We start from the raw sequence: 14,407 nt of genomic DNA on the forward strand, positions 1-14,407 counted from the left end.
CCCGATACGGGAGGCGGCGCGCCGGGGAAGGGTGTTCGGATCCAGTCTAGACTCATCTGTCTATGCCCAACAACACGCAGATCGTCCTCGCTTCCCGTCCCCACGGTGCTCCCGTGCCGGAGAACTTCCGCACCGAGACCGTGCCTGTGCCCTCCCTGGGCGACGGTGAGGTCCTGCTGCGCACGCTCTACCTGTCGCTCGATCCCTACATGCGGGGCCGCCTGAGCGACGCTCCGTCCTACGCGGCACCCTTCAAGGTCGACGCTCCGCTCGGCGCCGGGACCGTCTCCGAGGTCGTCGAGAGCAACGGGTCGGACTTCGCCGTCGGCGACATCGTGCTGGGCTACACGACCTGGTCGACCCATGCCGTGGCCCCGGCGTCCCAGCTGCGCCTGATCGACCCCGACCGCGCTCCGATCTCCACGGCTCTGGGCGTGCTCGGCATGCCGGGCTTCACCGCCTACGCGGGCCTCGCCGAGATCGGCAAGCCGAAAGAGGGGGAGACCGTCGTGGTGGCCGCAGCCACCGGCCCCGTCGGATCACTGGTCGGACAGCTCGCCCAGCGTGAGGGCGCGCGGGCGGTCGGCATCGCTGGCGGTCCGGACAAGTGCGCCTACCTGACCGAGATCGGCTTCGACGCCGCGATCGACCACCGCTCCCCCACCTTCGCCGACGATCTCGCGGCCGCGACGCCCGACGGCATCGATGTGTACTTCGAGAACGTCGGCGGCGCCGTGTGGGATGCCGTGCTCAGGCGCTTCAACGACTTCGCCCGCATTCCGGTGTGTGGTCTGGTCGCCAACTACAACGACACAGACGCACCCGCCGGCCCCGACCGCATGCCGGCCCTGATGGGGCGCGTGCTGCGCCAGCGTCTGCACATCCAGGGTTTCATCCAGTCCGACTTCGCCTCGCACCTCGGTGACTTCCACCGGGTCGTGGGCGCCATGATCGCCGAGGGCTCGGTGCACTATCGCGAGGACGTCGTCGACGGTCTCGAGGCAGCGCCCGAGGCGTTCATGGGCATGCTCGAGGGCCGTAACTTCGGCAAGCTCGTGGTCAAGGTCGGCGAGCGGTCGGCGTGACGTCCGACGCGCCGGACTCTGAACGGATCGTTCCGGTTCCGCAGCGGTGTCGATCAGTCCATGGGGTGTTCACCCGCGAGCCGATCGACGGCTCAGCGGACTTCCCCGCCCCCGCGGCAGCGCTCCTCAAACGTTTTGGTGCCACCGATGAGGCGACCCACGCACTCATGCAACGCACCCACCTGCGCATGTTCATGACCGACGTTCCGCTCAGCGATGCGCGGTCTGCGGCGCGCGGCGCGCGGCGCGACGCGGGTGCTTTCGCGACCGAGCACGACGGTGTGCTCGTGGACCTCGCAGTACCGCGGATCGTGGAGGATCCGGCCGCAGCGGGTGCCGCCGCCTGGGTTGCCGTCGACGTCGACCCGATCGGCCTGACGACCCGGGGTCTCGAGGCGTTCGGGCTGCCCGAGCTGCGCGTCGACGGCGTCGAGGCTGCGCGGGCCGCCTCGACGATCGCGGTGTTGCTGGGACTCTCCCAGCGCCTGATCTCCGAGTGGCCCGCCCACGATCCGGTCGGGCCGGCCGCCGTGACCCTCCACGACATCGCCCTGGCCTATGACGACCAGATCGACCAGACCGGACCCGAGCGCAGCTCCGACCTGCTGATCGCCTTCCACGACGGTGAGCTGGTGCTCACCGTGATGGGCGATCCGATCGCCGATCTGTTCTCGTGACCGACCGCGTGCGGCTGTGCACCCTGCCGACCCCCGTCGAACCTGCCCCGCGCCTCGCGGCGGCGATCGGCCTCGCGCCGGGTGCGCTCTGGATCAAGCGCGACGACCTGGTCGGCCTCGGCGGCGGTGGCAACAAGGTGCGCAAGCTGGAACGGCTGTGCGCGGACGCCCTCGCCGCGGGCGCCACCACTCTCGTCACCACCGGCGCCGCGCAGAGCAACCACGCCCGGCTCACCGCTGCGGCCGGAGCCCGGCTCGGTCTCGACGTCGAGCTGGTGCTCGCCGGAACGGCCGACTCCCCGGTGGCCGGGAATCTCGTGCTGGACCACCTGTTCGGTGCTCGTCTGCACTGGGCCGGCCCCGTGCCACACGAGGGCCTGGAGGCAGTCGCGGCCGAACGGGTCTCGGCGCTCGCCGACGAAGGCGTCATCGCTGCGCGAATCCCGTACGGCGGCACCAACGCGTCCGCCGCCACGGCCTACGCCGACGCCGGCCGTGAGGCCGCGGCCCAGGTCGCGAACACGCGCCACCACGTGGTGGCGGTGGGCTCGGGCGGCACCATGGCCGGGCTCGTCGCAGGCCTCGGAGCGGACCTCGTGCTGGGGGTCGACACCGGCGCCGTCGCCGATCCGCACGAGCGGGTCTCCGCGCTGGTCCGCGAGCTGGGTTCGGACCCGGCAGGCCTGCGTCTGCGGACCGACCAGGTGGGGTCGGGGTACAGCGACGTCACCCCGTCGGTTCGCAATGCGCTCCGGACGGCGGCCACGCAGGACGGGCTCGTCCTCGATCCCATCTACACGGGGCGGGCGATGGCTGGCCTGGTAGCCGCCATCGCTGACGGCGACATCCACCCGGACGAGACCGTCATGTTCTGGCACACCGGCGGCCTGCCGGGTCTCTTCGGTTCACCAGCCGCCGTCGATTGGATCGCCTCGCTCTAGGTGTGGTTCTGCCGGCTCCGCCGGCGGCTGAGGACGAAGGCAGCGCCCGTGGTCAGGGTGGGGCGGTGACCTAGCGTCGCATCAGGGCTGCTGATACGACGCTAGGTCACCGCCCAATGTGACTCCTGAGCCTCATGGGGCGCTTGATGCTGATGTGACCGGTGGGTCTCACCATGCGAGAGCACCCGTGTCATCTCCCTGCCCGGCGAAGCTGGGAAAACCTCACGCCCGCGGCGCGAGGTTCGCCAAGGTCTCCGGGCGCAGGATCGCGGCCAGCTTCTCCGGCGGCAGCAGGCCCTTCTCGAGCACCAGCTCGGCCACACCTCGACCGGTGACAAGCGCCTCCTTGGCTACCTCGGTGGCCGCCGCGTAGCCGATGTAGGGATTGAGCGCGGTGACCAGGCCGATCGAGTTCTCGACCTCGGCTCGCAACAGCTCGACGTTGGCCGTGATGCCGTCGACACACCGTTCGGCGAGCACCACGATGGCCTCGCGCAGCCGCGCGATGCTGGCGGTCAGCGAGTAGCAGATCACCGGCTCGAAGGCATTGAGCTGCAGCTGTCCGGACTCGGCCGCCATCGTGACTGTCATGTCGTGCCCGATGACCTGGAACGCCACCTGGTTGACGACCTCGGGGATCACCGGGTTGACCTTGCCCGGCATGATGCTCGACCCCGCCTGCACGGCCGGCAGGTTGATCTCGTTGAAGCCGGCCCGCGGTCCCGAGGACAGCAGCCGCAGGTCGTTGCAGATCTTGGACAGCTTGACCGCGACCCGCTTGAGCGTGCCGGACAGCTGCACGAACGAGCCGCAGTCCTGCGTCGCCTCGATCAGGTCGAGCGCGGTCTCCAGGGGCAGCCCGGTCAGCTCCGCCAGGTGACCGCACGCCGACGGCACGTAGCCCTGCGGGGCGTTGAGCATCGTGCCGATCGCCGTCGCACCGAGGTTGATCTCGTGCAGCAGCAGCAGGGCCTCGCTCAGGCGCGCCCGGTCCTCGGCGATCATCAGCGAGTAGGTGCGGAACTCCTGGCCCAGCGTCATCGGGACGGCGTCCTGCAGCTGCGTGCGCCCCATCTTCAGGACGTCACGGAACTCCTCGGCCTTGGTCGCGAAGGACAGCTCGAGGGTCTCCATGGCGTCCAGCAGCGCCTGCGCCTCCAGGATGATCGCCACCTTGACCGCGGTCGGGTAGACGTCGTTGGTCGACTGGCTCAGGTTGACGTGCTCGTTGGGGTGCAGCACACCGTAGTCACCCTTCTCGTGGCCCATGATCTCCAGCGCGCGATTGGCGATGACCTCGTTGGCGTTCATGTTCGACGACGTGCCGGCGCCCCCCTGGATCACGTCGACCACGAACTGATCCAGCAGTGCCCCGCCACGGATCTCCTCGCAGGCCTGCGTGATGGCGGCATGCCGTTCGTCATCGAGCAGACCGAGGTCGTGATTGGCTGCGGCTGCGGCCTGCTTGACGGAGGCGAGTGCCTCGACCAGGTGCGGACTGGCGCCGATCTGGATGCCCGTGATGGGGAAGTTCTCGAGCGCCCGCAACGTGTGCACGCCCCAGTAGGCATCGATCGGAACCTCCCGGAAGCCGATCAGGTCGTGCTCGGTGCGGGTGGTCCCATCGGTGGTGACGTCGGTCATGCCCCGATGCAATCACAGACTTCAGCTGGTCGGGCGGACCCAACCGTGGTGGTCCTCGGCCCTTCCGTACTGCAGGTCGATCAGGGCCGATCGGATCGCCGTGGTGACCTGGCCGGCATCGCCGTCGGTGCTCACGACCTCGCCGCCGTCCCACTTCAACCGGCCCACCGGCGTCACGACTGCGGCGGTGCCGCAGGCGAAGATCTCGGTGATCGTGTCGTCAGCAACACCCGTGCGCCACTCGTCGAGGCTGACCCGACGCTGGACGACCTCGTGACCGAGATCGCCGGCCAGCGTCAGGATGCTGCCCCGGGTGATGCCCTCGAGGATCGAACCGGTGAGCTCGGGGGTGACGATGGTTCCGTCGGACTGCACGAAGAACAGGTTCATGCCGCCCAGCTCCTCGATCCAGGTCTGCTCGATCGAGTCCAGGAAGACCACCTGGTCGCAGCCGTGGGCGATGCCCTCCTGCTGCGGCAGCAGGCTGGCGGCGTAGTTGCCACCGCACTTCGCCGCGCCGGTGCCGCCAGCGCCAGCCCGGGTGTAGGAGGTGGACAGCCAGATCGAGACCGGCTTGACGCCGCCCTTGAAGTAGGCGCCCGCGGGTGAGGCGATGACGCTGTAGGTGACCTTGGCCGAGGGCCGCACACCGAGAAAGGCCTCCGAGGCGTACATGAAGGGCCGCAGATACAGACTCTTCTCCCCGCCCGAGGGCACCCACGCCCGGTCGGCGGCGATCAGCGCGTCGATCGATCCGAGGAACCACTCGTCGGGCAGCTCGGGAAGCGCGAGGCGTCGCGCCGAACGTCGCATCCGCTCGGCGTTCTGGTCCGGCCTGAACAGCGCCACCTCGCCGGAGGGGTGGGCGTAGGCCTTGAGCCCCTCGAAGATCTCCTGGGCGTAGTGCAGGACTGCCGAGGCCGGATCCATCAGGATCGGGCCGTACGGCACGACCCGGGCGTCGTGCCAGCCGTCCTCGAGGGTCCAGTCGGCCACGAACATGTGGTCGGTGAAGCTGGTGCCGAATCCGGGGTCGGCGAGGATCGCGTCGCGCTCGGCGTCGCTGCGTGGGTTCGGGTTGAGCTCGGTGCGTGCGGTGAAGGTCATGTCGTTCACGCCAATCGTCCGATGATGGCTTCGCCGACCTGCTCGGTGCTGCGTGACTCGACTCCGCGATCGGCGATGTCGGCCTCGACCGCCTTCGCGACCTGGGCCGCAGCGTCGTCGTGGCCCAGGTGCTCCAGCAGCAGGGACGCTGACAGGATCGCTGCCGTGGGGTCGGCCTTGGACTGTCCAGCGATGTCGGGCGCAGAGCCGTGCACAGGCTCGAACATGCTCGGCGCAGTGCGATCGGGGTTGACGTTGCCGCTCGCCGCGAGGCCGATGCCTCCCGTGATCGCCGCAGCCAGGTCGGTCAGGATGTCGCCGAAGAGGTTGTCGGTCACGATGACGTCGAACCGTGCCGGATCGGTGACCAGGAAGATGGTGGCCGCGTCGACGTGCAGGTAGTCGACCGTGACGTCGGGGAACTCCGTCGCCACGGCGTCGACCGTGCGCTTCCACAGGTGCCCGGCGTGCACGAGCACGTTGTTCTTGTGCACGAGGGTGAGTTTGCGCCGCGGACGCCCCTGCGCTCGGGTGAACGCGTCGCGAACCACTCGCTCGACACCGAAGGCCGTGTTGATGCTGACCTCGGTGGCCATCTCGTGCGGTGTGCCGACGCGGATGGCGCCGCCGTTGCCGACATACGGCCCCTCGGTGCCCTCACGCACCACGACGAAGTCGATGTCGCCCGGCTCCGCCAGGGGCGTCGCGACACCGGGGAACAGCCGCGAGGGACGCAGGTTCACGTAGTGGTCCAGCTCGAAGCGCAATCGCAGCAGCAGCCCGCGCTCGAGCACGCCGGACGGGACCGACGGATCGCCGACCGCGCCCAGCAGGATCGCGTCATGGCCCCGGATCTCGGCCAGCACCGCGTCGGGCAGGGTCTCGCCCGTGGCGTGGTACCGGCGCGCACCGAGGTCGTACTCGGTGCGCTCGAACGACAGGCCGTGCTGGCCGGCGACGACGTCGAGCACCCCGAGGGCCTGGCCGGTCACCTCGGGTCCGATCCCGTCACCGGGCACGACAGCGAGCGAATAAGAGTTCTGAGGCATGAGCCGATCCTAGGAGGCGCGGATCAGTTGTCGTCGGGACGGTCGGTCGGCTCGACGTCGAGCGCGACCGCGTCCTCGCGCAGGTGAGCCGGGCCCCACTCGATGCGACCCCCACCGAATCGGCTGGTGTGGGTGGGTGATGTCTGGGTCTGGAACATGATGATCTCCTCGATCGTGGGAATGACAGAACGGGTGCGGGTGCTGTGTGAGACAGCGCACCGAAACATCCCGGAGATCATCCGGACAGGCAACGGGGTGAGGAGATCAGATCGTGATCGAACCCGGTTGTGACGAACCTGCGGCGAGCTGTCGGGCCACCTGGTGACACCAGGATCGTGGCGTCATCGACGAGCACCGCGGCAGGGTGTGGCCCTAGAAGGCCCCGCCGCGGCGAGCAATGAGTACTACGAGCAGCTTCCGCATGGTGACGACAGCTTAGCGGCAGGGTGGTCACCTGTCCATGACAGACTGGCCGCATGAGCGCACCGGCCGACCTTCCCCCGTTGGTCTCGACCACGCTCGACCTGTCACGACAGCGCGGATTCATCACCTCGATCCGCCACGAGACCGGCCGTCTGCTCGCTTCGTTGGCGGCTTCGCGCACCGGAACGCTGGCTGAGCTCGGCACCGGCTGCGGCGTCGGATCGGCGTGGTTGTCCAGCGGAGCGGTCGAAGGAGCCCGCATCGTCAGCGCCGAGCTCGATCCCTCGCTGGCCGGTGACGTGCAGAAGATCTTCGCCGATGTCGACAATGTCGACGTGGTGGCCGGAGACTGGTCGACGCTCGAGCAGTACGCACCGTTCTCGATGCTGTTCGTCGACGTGCGCGAGGTCATGGAGGACATCGACGTCCTGGCCGACCTGCTGGAGACCGGCGGCATCGTGGTGCTCGACGACTTCACGCCGTCACCGTTCTGGCCCCCGATCGTCGACGGTCAGGTCGACTCGGTCCGTGAGCGGTGGCTCACCGACGACCGCTTCACCGCCGTCGAGATGCTGATCGACCCGCACGCCTCCCTGCTCATCGCCACGCGCCGCTGAGCTCCGCTCGATCTCCGCGCGGCGCGCGTCGGGCGTCCTGTCGGGCAGCAGCCCGGTGAACAGCTGGACCAGCGGGCCGATGGCGAGCGCGTACAGCACCGTGCCGACGCCCACGGTGCCGCCGAGCGCGAACCCGATCGCCAGCACCGTGATCTCGATCGAGGTGCGCCAGAACCGGATGCTGCGCCCGGTGAGGCGCACCAGGGCGAGCCACAGGCCGTCGCGTGGCCCGGAGCCCAGGTTCGCCGAGATGTAGAGCGCCCCGGCGAACCCATTCCCGACGACACCTCCGACCAGCAGCATCGTCCGCCAGAACAGGTGATCCGGCTGATCGATCAACCAGATGCCGAAGTCAGCGGCCAACCCGATGATGACGACGTTCAGCACCGTGCCGATGCCGGGCCGTTGGCGCAGCGGGATCCACAGCAGGAGAACCGCCGCACCGGTCACGATCACCACCTGACCGAAGGTCAGCGGAACCCGGTTCGCGACGCCCTCGTGGAACACGTCCCACGGATCGAGGCCGAGGGTCGACTCGACCAGCATCGCCATCGTGAATCCGTACAGGAACAGCCCCGCGAGCAGGACCACCAGGCGACGGGCGATCATCGCTGCACCCGAGCGGTCACCGCGAGGAACGCGCACAGCACGACGCAGGCTGCACCGGTGACCGTGGCGATCGTCAGGGCATCGCCGAAGAACGCCGCGGCCCAGATCAGCGTGAACACACCCTGGGCCAGCTGGATCTGGCTCACCGAGGAGATGGGACCGATCGCCAGGCCCCGATACCAGGCGAAGAAGCCGAGGAACATGCTGAACAGACTGACGTACCCGAAGGCCACCCACCCGGAGAGGTCCGCCGACACGGGGTGCGCCACCACCGAGCCGATCGTCATGGGAACCATGATCGGGAGCGCCAGGACCAGCGCCCAGCAGATGGTCCGCCACGCGCCGATCTGGCGCGCCAGGAGCCCGCCCTCGGCGTAGCCGATCGCAGCAGCGACGACGGCGAGGAGCAACAGGACGTCCGCGCCCGCCAGACCGGTCGGGCCGCCACCGATCAGCACGAACCCGATGACGCTCGCGGCACCGGCCCAGGAGGCCACCCAGAAGGTCGCGCTCGGACTCTCCCGGCCCCGCAGCACCGCGACGACTGCGGTCGCCGCCGGAAGGATGCCGATGACGACCGCACCGTGGCTCGCCGGCACCTCGCGCATCGCAAGGCTCGTCAGGAGGGGGAATCCGACCACGACACCCCCTGCGACGACGAGGGCGCTGCCGACATGACGACGCGTCAACCGTGGGGATCGGGTGATCACGAGCAGCAGTGCCGCGAGCGCGCCCGCGACCACCCCACGTCCAGCGCCGACGAACACCGGATCCAGGGTCCTGACCGCCACGTGGGTGAAGGGCAGCGTCAGCGAGAAGGTGATCACGCCGATCAACCCCCACAGCACGCCGCGGGCGGGAACGCGGTCCGACGTGGGCGACGCGACGGACGACTCGATCGTTCTCATGGTTCCACTGTGACCACGATTGGCCCCTGTTCATAGAGCCAATTGTGAGACAGTGGCCATGTGATCCTCTCCGCCCACCGGCTTGCGCACCTGCTCGGACACGCCTCGCCCGCCTCAGGCCCCGCCTACCGGGACATCGCTGATCGGCTGCGGCTGCTCGTCATCGACGGTCGCGTCATCGACGGCACCCGCCTGCCGTCCGAGCGCGACCTCGCCACCGCCCTCGGCGTCAGCCGCACGACGACCACGCGCGTGTACGCCGAACTGCGTGACGCCGGGCTCGTCCGTTCTCGCCAGGGATCGGGAACCGTGGTGCAGGTTCCTCGGGCCGCCTCCTCCGTGAGCAGCCTCATGGCGACACCCGACGACCCCGACACGATCGCGATGACCTACTCGGCGTGGCCCGGCCCGCCGGGGCTCGGGCGTGCCTTCGAGCTGGCCGCCGAGAAGCTTCCGGGACTGCTGGCGACGACCGGCTACCTCCCTGACGGACTGCCACGGCTGCGCGCTCTGATCGCCGAGCGCTACTCGCGCGACGGTCTACCGACCGATCCCGACCAGATCATCGTGACCAACGGCGCGATGGGCGCCATCTCCCTGGTGGCTCGCACCATCGGCGGCACGGGATCTCGGACCATCGTCGAGGGCATCACCTATCCGCACGGCGCCGACGCGTTCGCCCACGTCAGCGGCCGACTCAGCGCCCTGCCGGTGAGCGATCGCCCGTGGGACGGGCTCGACGACCTCCTTGCGTCCGGACGCCACCGCGCGGCCTACTTGATCCCCGACTTCCACAATCCCACCGGCGCCGTCATGACCGGCGAGGAGCGGGGGCACTGGGGACGCTCCCTGGCGCGCCACGACGTCGTTCCGGTCGTCGACGAGTCGTTGCGGGACGTCAATCTCGATGGCATCACCCTGCCGCCGAGCCTGGCCCACCACAACCCGCAGGCGATCGTGATCGGCTCGTCGTCCAAGGCCTACTGGGGCGGACTGCGGGTCGGGTGGATCCGCGCGCCACGCCCAGCGGTCATGCCGCTGCTGCAGGCTCGCATGATCGACGACCTCGGCACCTCTGCCTTCGACCAGCTGGTGCTGTGCGAGCTGTTCGAGGACGGGGGCCAGACCCTGGCCGCGTCGCGCTCTCGCGCTCGAGCGGCACGCGACCACCTGTTGGGCGAGCTCGCAACCCAGCTGCCCGACGTGCGCACGACGTGTCCGGCCGGCGGTCTCAACCTGTGGCTGACCCTGCCCGAGCGCGTGTCGACGCCGCTGGTCGCGGACAGCACCGACCACCAGCTCCTGCTGACCGCCGGGCCACGATTCTTTCCGGGCGCACCGGCGGCCGGGGAACGGCACCTCCGCCTGCCCTACACGCACCCGCCGGAGGTGCTGACCGAGGCCGTCCGTCGCCTGGCTCTCGCATGGGACTGCGTGGCGTCCGGGACCGCCACGGCCGGAACGAAACCGACGATCGATCTGATCGCCTGACGCGCTGGTCAGGCGTCCAGCACGTCCTGCACGAGCTCGGCGTCGCGCCTCGCCCCACGGGCGATCAGGTCGAGCACGTCACGCAGCTCGTCGACCAGAGCCTCGCGACCGGCGCGGGTGCCCGGTTCGAGGAGCCCGCGATTGGCCGCAATCTGCCACGCACCGTCGTAGAGCTCGCGCGAGATCGAGTCCGGGTCGTGCAGACGTCCCTGCAACAGCTGCTGCTGTCCCACGCGCAGACACTCCGCGAGGAACTCCTTCTTGTTCGGAGCGTCACCGCCCTCGTCGTGCTCGAGCAGCCGTTCGGCGAGCATCAGCTGCGCCTCGAAGATGGGGCGGAGCGCGCGCGGCGCCACCAACGTCTGACAGCGGTCGAGCAGGTGCGTCGCTGCGCTGCCCGCGTCACCGAGATCGCGCCACGCGGGGTCGATCAGGGTGGCCTCTCTCTCCAGATCGCCGCGCAGCGTCGCGCGGTCGGCGAAGAAGAACTCGAACTTGAGCAGGTCACGCAACTCGGCCGAGCCGTCCGACCCCACCTCGTCGATCGGTCGAGAATCCAGGTCACGCTCGGCGCGCAGCATGCCGATCTCGAGCATCGCGCGCACCAGCAGGTGGTGCACCGCTCCGTTGCGGTAGAAGGCTGCGACGTGCGCCTGTGCGGACGGGATCGACCACACGGCCTCCTCCCCCGCGTCGTAGCAGCTGACCACACCGGCGCCTGTGAGCAGGTCGATGGTGTCCCGCATCGTCTGCTCGTCGCGCAGCTGGGTGTGCGGCCCCGGGATTCCTCGCTCGTCCAGGTACTCGATCAGCGGCTCGGTGATCGCGATGATCTGCGAGAAGGTCAGCGCACGGCCGCCGGTACCCAGCAGGGCGAAGGTGACCACCGACGTCGCCATCACCGGGGTGGCGGAGTTGATGCCGGCACAGACGCGAAAGGCCACCTTCTCCAGCTGGGCCGATCCGGGCCCCGCCTCGGTCAACGCCTCACGCAGGCTGAACGGCTCGCCGAAGCTGACCTTGGCGTCACCGATGTGGTGGTTCTGCTTGCGCATGTACTCCACCATCCACCGCAGACCCTCGGCTCTCTTGGTCGCGCCGGTCTGCTCGGCCACGACGGCCACGACCTCGGACTGCTGCTCGTACATGATCGACGTGGGGACCAGCACCGCGTCTCGCTTCTCGTCCGGACCCAGTGCGTCCACCAGATAGCGCAGCAGGCCGTACCGGGGATGCCGCAGCTTGCCCGTGCGGGTGCGCCCGCCCTCGATGTACCACTCGAGGTTGAACCGTTTGGCCATCAGGTGACCGAGGTACTCCCGCATGGCGAACTTGTACGCGGCGTCCTCGCCGAAGCTGCGTCGAATGAACACGACGCCTGCACGTCGAGCGAGCGCGCCCACGGGCCAGAAGCCCAGGTTGTCGCCACTGAGCACGTGATTGCGGGGGAAGTCGTGGCGGTGCAGCACCTCGTTGAGCACGAGCGGGTCGACGTAGGAGCGGTGCGACGGCAAGAACACGAGGGCGTGGTGCCGGTTCAGCTCACGCAGCTGGTCGATGCGGTCGGCGTCGCCGTCGACGTCCCAGGCCCGGGTGTGGAACGGGGACGTGAAGGCGCGGAACACGTCGATGGCCAACGGACTCAGCACGGCGGTCATCTCGGTGAGCCGCTCCCCTGCGCGGGTCACGAAGTCGTCCGGGTCGTCGCCGACCTTCTCCGCCGCAGCCTGCGCCCGTTCGTGATAGCTCGCGGACGCGGTGATCTGCTCGACCATCAGGCGCGGCACCTTGTACCGGTCGCCGGCGAGCCGACGTTCGGCCCGGTCGCACGCCACGAGCGCACGCCGACGCACGAACTCGACGAACTCGGTGTCGTCGTCGCGCGCCCCGGCGCGCACCTCGGCCTCGAAGTCCGCCCGCAGGTCGGTCGTGGTCGCGGCGTCCCCGGTCACGACGGTCGTCGCTCCGGACACCGCAGTCATCAGCGGCTGGTGAAGGATCGGCCACGGCGCCCGTCGAAACGGCGCCACCACCAGATCACTCAACCGCGCGACGGGATCATCGCCGGACGGCAGATTCCACGCGACCCGGACCGGGATGATGTCCCGGTCCGGAGTCAGGTGGCGGGTCAGACCACGATCGGCGGCACCCAGCAGCGCTGCGTCCGGCCACGCCGTGCGTGCCCACTGCCGCAGCAGTCGCCCCTCCGCACGCGATCGCGCGTGCAGCAGGACGATCGGAGTGCCGCCCCCGGTCAGCGAGCAGCCTGACCGTCGGTGTAGTCGGCGTCCTGCTGCTTCCAGGAGAAGTGCGAACGCAGGACCTTGCCCGTCTTCTCGATCGAGTGGCCCGCCTCCTTCTCGCGCAGCTGCAGGAACTCGGCCCCACCGTTGTCCTGGTCGTCGATGAATCGCTTGGCGAAGGTGCCGTCCTGGATCTCGGCCAGCACCTCGCCCATGCGCTCCTTGACCGACGCATCGATCACGCGCGGTCCGGAGACGTAGTCGCCGTACTCGGCGGTGTCGGAGACGCTCCAGCGCTGCTTGGCGATACCACCTTCGAACATCAGGTCGACGATGAGCTTGAGCTCGTGCAACACCTCGAAGTAGGCGATCTCGGGCTGGTAGCCCGCTTCGGTCAGCGTCTCGAAGCCGGCCTGCACCAGGTGCGACACGCCGCCGCACAGGACGGCCTGCTCGCCGAACAGGTCGGTCTCGGTCTCCTCGGTGAAGGTGGTCTTGATGACACCGGCGCGGGTTCCACCGATGGCCTTCGCGTACGACAGGGCGATGTCCCAGGCGGTGCCGCTGGCGTCCTGCTCGACCGCGATGATGTCGGGGATGCCACGGCCGTCGACGAACTCGCGGCGCACCGTGTGCCCGGGGGCCTTGGGCGCGACCAGCAGCACGTCGACGCCAGCCGGCGGGGCGATGTAGCCGTAGCGGATGTTGAACCCGTGGCCGAACAGCAGCACGTCGCCGTCGACGAGGTGGGGGGCGATCGACTCGGTGTAGACGTGACGCTGCACCTGGTCGGGCGCGAGGACGACCACCGTGTCGGCCTCCTCGACGGCCTCGGCCACGCTGAGCACACGCAGACCCTCGGCCTCGGCCTTGGCCTTGGACTTGGAGCCCTCGAGCAGGCCGACGCGCACGTCGACACCGGAGTCGCGCAGGTTCAGCGCGTGGGCGTGGCCCTGGCTGCCGTATCCGATGACCGCCACGTGGCGGCCCTGGATGATGGACAGGTCTGCATCGTCGTCGTAGAACAGTTCAGCCATGGGTGTGTCTCCTCTGAGGTGAAGGGGTTTATGCCGTGTGCGAGCCGGGCACGGCGCGCAGGGTTCGGTCGGTGATCGATCGGGGACCGCGGCCGATGGCCACGCGCCCGGACTGGGCGATCTCGCGGATGCCGAAGGGCTCGAGCACGTTCAGCATCGCAGCCAGCTTGGCGGCATCGCCGGTCGCCTCGACGGTGACGGCGTCGGTCGCGACGTCCACCACCTTGGCGCGAAACAGCTGCACGGTCTCGAGCACCTGGCCGCGGGTCTGCGGGTCGGTCTTGACCTTGATCAGCATCAGCTCGCGCTCGACGGCCGACGAGGACTCGAGCTCGACGATCTTGAGCACGTTGATCAGCTTGTTCAGCTGCTTGGTCACCTGCTCCAGCGGCAGCTCCTCGACGTTGACCACGATGGTCATGCGCGAGATCTCGGGAATCTCGGTGGGGCCGACGGCGAGAGAGTCGATGTTGAACCCGCGACGCATGAACATGCTCGAGACGCGGGCCAGGACACCGGGAGTGTTCTCCACCAACACGCTCAACGTGTGCGTACTCATCGCGGTCCCCCCTGCGT

13 protein-coding genes are annotated in these 14,407 nt (G+C 69.1%); 5 read left to right on the top strand and 8 right to left on the bottom strand.

What is annotated here, in order from left to right:
• Nucleotides 1-62 precede the first annotated feature (62 nt).
• The 3 genes from ACHAA3_RS09865 (at nucleotide 63) to ACHAA3_RS09875 (ending at nucleotide 2,703) form a co-directional block, all read left to right on the top strand.
• Entirely contained in the window at nucleotides 63-1,085 is a 1,023-nt protein-coding gene (locus tag ACHAA3_RS09865; RefSeq protein WP_435708825.1) for an NADP-dependent oxidoreductase, read from the top strand.
• A 167-nt stretch (nucleotides 1,086-1,252) separates the two neighbouring features.
• The gene (locus ACHAA3_RS09870) at nucleotides 1,253-1,762 is read left to right on the top strand and encodes a hypothetical protein (RefSeq protein ID WP_435708826.1); all 510 of its coding nucleotides are present in this window, start codon (nucleotides 1,253-1,255) and stop codon (nucleotides 1,760-1,762) included.
• Nucleotides 1,759-2,703: a pyridoxal-phosphate dependent enzyme gene (locus tag ACHAA3_RS09875; protein ID WP_435708827.1), complete on the top strand. Its 945-nt coding sequence runs from the start codon at nucleotides 1,759-1,761 to the stop codon at nucleotides 2,701-2,703. The genes ACHAA3_RS09870 and ACHAA3_RS09875 overlap by 4 nt, the downstream gene beginning before the upstream one ends.
• 222 nt (nucleotides 2,704-2,925) lie before the next feature.
• Here the strand turns inward: ACHAA3_RS09875 and ACHAA3_RS09880 are convergent, their stop codons facing one another.
• Genes ACHAA3_RS09880 through ACHAA3_RS09895 form a run of 4 tightly spaced genes read right to left on the bottom strand, consistent with a single transcriptional unit; the run spans nucleotide 2,926 to nucleotide 6,661 of the window.
• On the bottom strand, nucleotides 2,926-4,347 hold the full coding sequence (locus tag ACHAA3_RS09880; protein ID WP_435708828.1) for an aspartate ammonia-lyase: 1,422 nt from the start codon (nucleotides 4,345-4,347) through the stop codon (nucleotides 2,926-2,928).
• Between the two features lie 21 nt (nucleotides 4,348-4,368).
• Nucleotides 4,369-5,454: a branched-chain amino acid aminotransferase gene (locus tag ACHAA3_RS09885; RefSeq protein WP_435708829.1), complete on the bottom strand. Its 1,086-nt coding sequence runs from the start codon at nucleotides 5,452-5,454 to the stop codon at nucleotides 4,369-4,371.
• A gap of 5 nt (nucleotides 5,455-5,459) precedes the next feature.
• Nucleotides 5,460-6,503, bottom strand: coding sequence for a 3-isopropylmalate dehydrogenase (locus ACHAA3_RS09890; RefSeq protein WP_435708830.1), 1,044 nt, complete (start codon nucleotides 6,501-6,503; stop codon nucleotides 5,460-5,462).
• Between the two features lie 23 nt (nucleotides 6,504-6,526).
• Nucleotides 6,527-6,661, bottom strand: a complete 135-nt coding sequence (locus ACHAA3_RS09895; protein ID WP_435708832.1) for a hypothetical protein — start codon at nucleotides 6,659-6,661, stop codon at nucleotides 6,527-6,529.
• Nucleotides 6,662-6,979: 318 nt separating this feature from the next.
• Here ACHAA3_RS09895 and ACHAA3_RS09900 point away from each other — a divergent pair, with 318 nt between their 5' ends.
• On the top strand, nucleotides 6,980-7,543 hold the full coding sequence (locus tag ACHAA3_RS09900) for an O-methyltransferase (RefSeq protein WP_435708833.1): 564 nt from the start codon (nucleotides 6,980-6,982) through the stop codon (nucleotides 7,541-7,543).
• A 605-nt stretch (nucleotides 7,544-8,148) separates the two neighbouring features.
• Here ACHAA3_RS09900 and ACHAA3_RS09905 read toward each other — a convergent pair.
• Entirely contained in the window at nucleotides 8,149-9,060 is a 912-nt protein-coding gene (locus ACHAA3_RS09905; RefSeq protein WP_435708834.1) for a DMT family transporter, read from the bottom strand.
• 60 nt (nucleotides 9,061-9,120) lie between these two features.
• Between ACHAA3_RS09905 and ACHAA3_RS09910 the strand changes: the two genes are divergently transcribed.
• On the top strand, nucleotides 9,121-10,551 hold the full coding sequence (locus ACHAA3_RS09910; RefSeq protein ID WP_435708835.1) for a PLP-dependent aminotransferase family protein: 1,431 nt from the start codon (nucleotides 9,121-9,123) through the stop codon (nucleotides 10,549-10,551).
• An 8-nt stretch (nucleotides 10,552-10,559) separates the two neighbouring features.
• On the opposite strand, the gene ACHAA3_RS09915 is transcribed toward ACHAA3_RS09910, so the two are convergent.
• The 3 genes from ACHAA3_RS09915 to ilvN are packed head-to-tail and all read right to left on the bottom strand — an operon-like array spanning nucleotide 10,560 to nucleotide 14,390.
• Nucleotides 10,560-12,854 carry a glycerol-3-phosphate 1-O-acyltransferase gene (locus ACHAA3_RS09915; RefSeq protein ID WP_435708919.1) on the bottom strand — a complete coding sequence of 765 codons (2,295 nt, stop codon included), beginning with the start codon at nucleotides 12,852-12,854 and terminating at the stop codon, nucleotides 10,560-10,562.
• Nucleotides 12,806-13,831, bottom strand: coding sequence for a ketol-acid reductoisomerase (ilvC, locus tag ACHAA3_RS09920; RefSeq protein WP_435708836.1), 1,026 nt, complete (start codon nucleotides 13,829-13,831; stop codon nucleotides 12,806-12,808). Before ilvC ends, ACHAA3_RS09915 begins: the two co-directional genes overlap by 49 nt.
• 28 nt (nucleotides 13,832-13,859) lie before the next feature.
• Nucleotides 13,860-14,390 carry an acetolactate synthase small subunit gene (gene ilvN / locus ACHAA3_RS09925; RefSeq protein WP_435708837.1) on the bottom strand — a complete coding sequence of 177 codons (531 nt, stop codon included), beginning with the start codon at nucleotides 14,388-14,390 and terminating at the stop codon, nucleotides 13,860-13,862.
• Between the last annotated feature and the right edge of the window lie 17 nt (nucleotides 14,391-14,407).

This window comes from Aeromicrobium sp. CF3.5, assembly GCF_051262695.1.
GTDB lineage: Bacteria > Actinomycetota > Actinomycetes > Propionibacteriales > Nocardioidaceae > Aeromicrobium.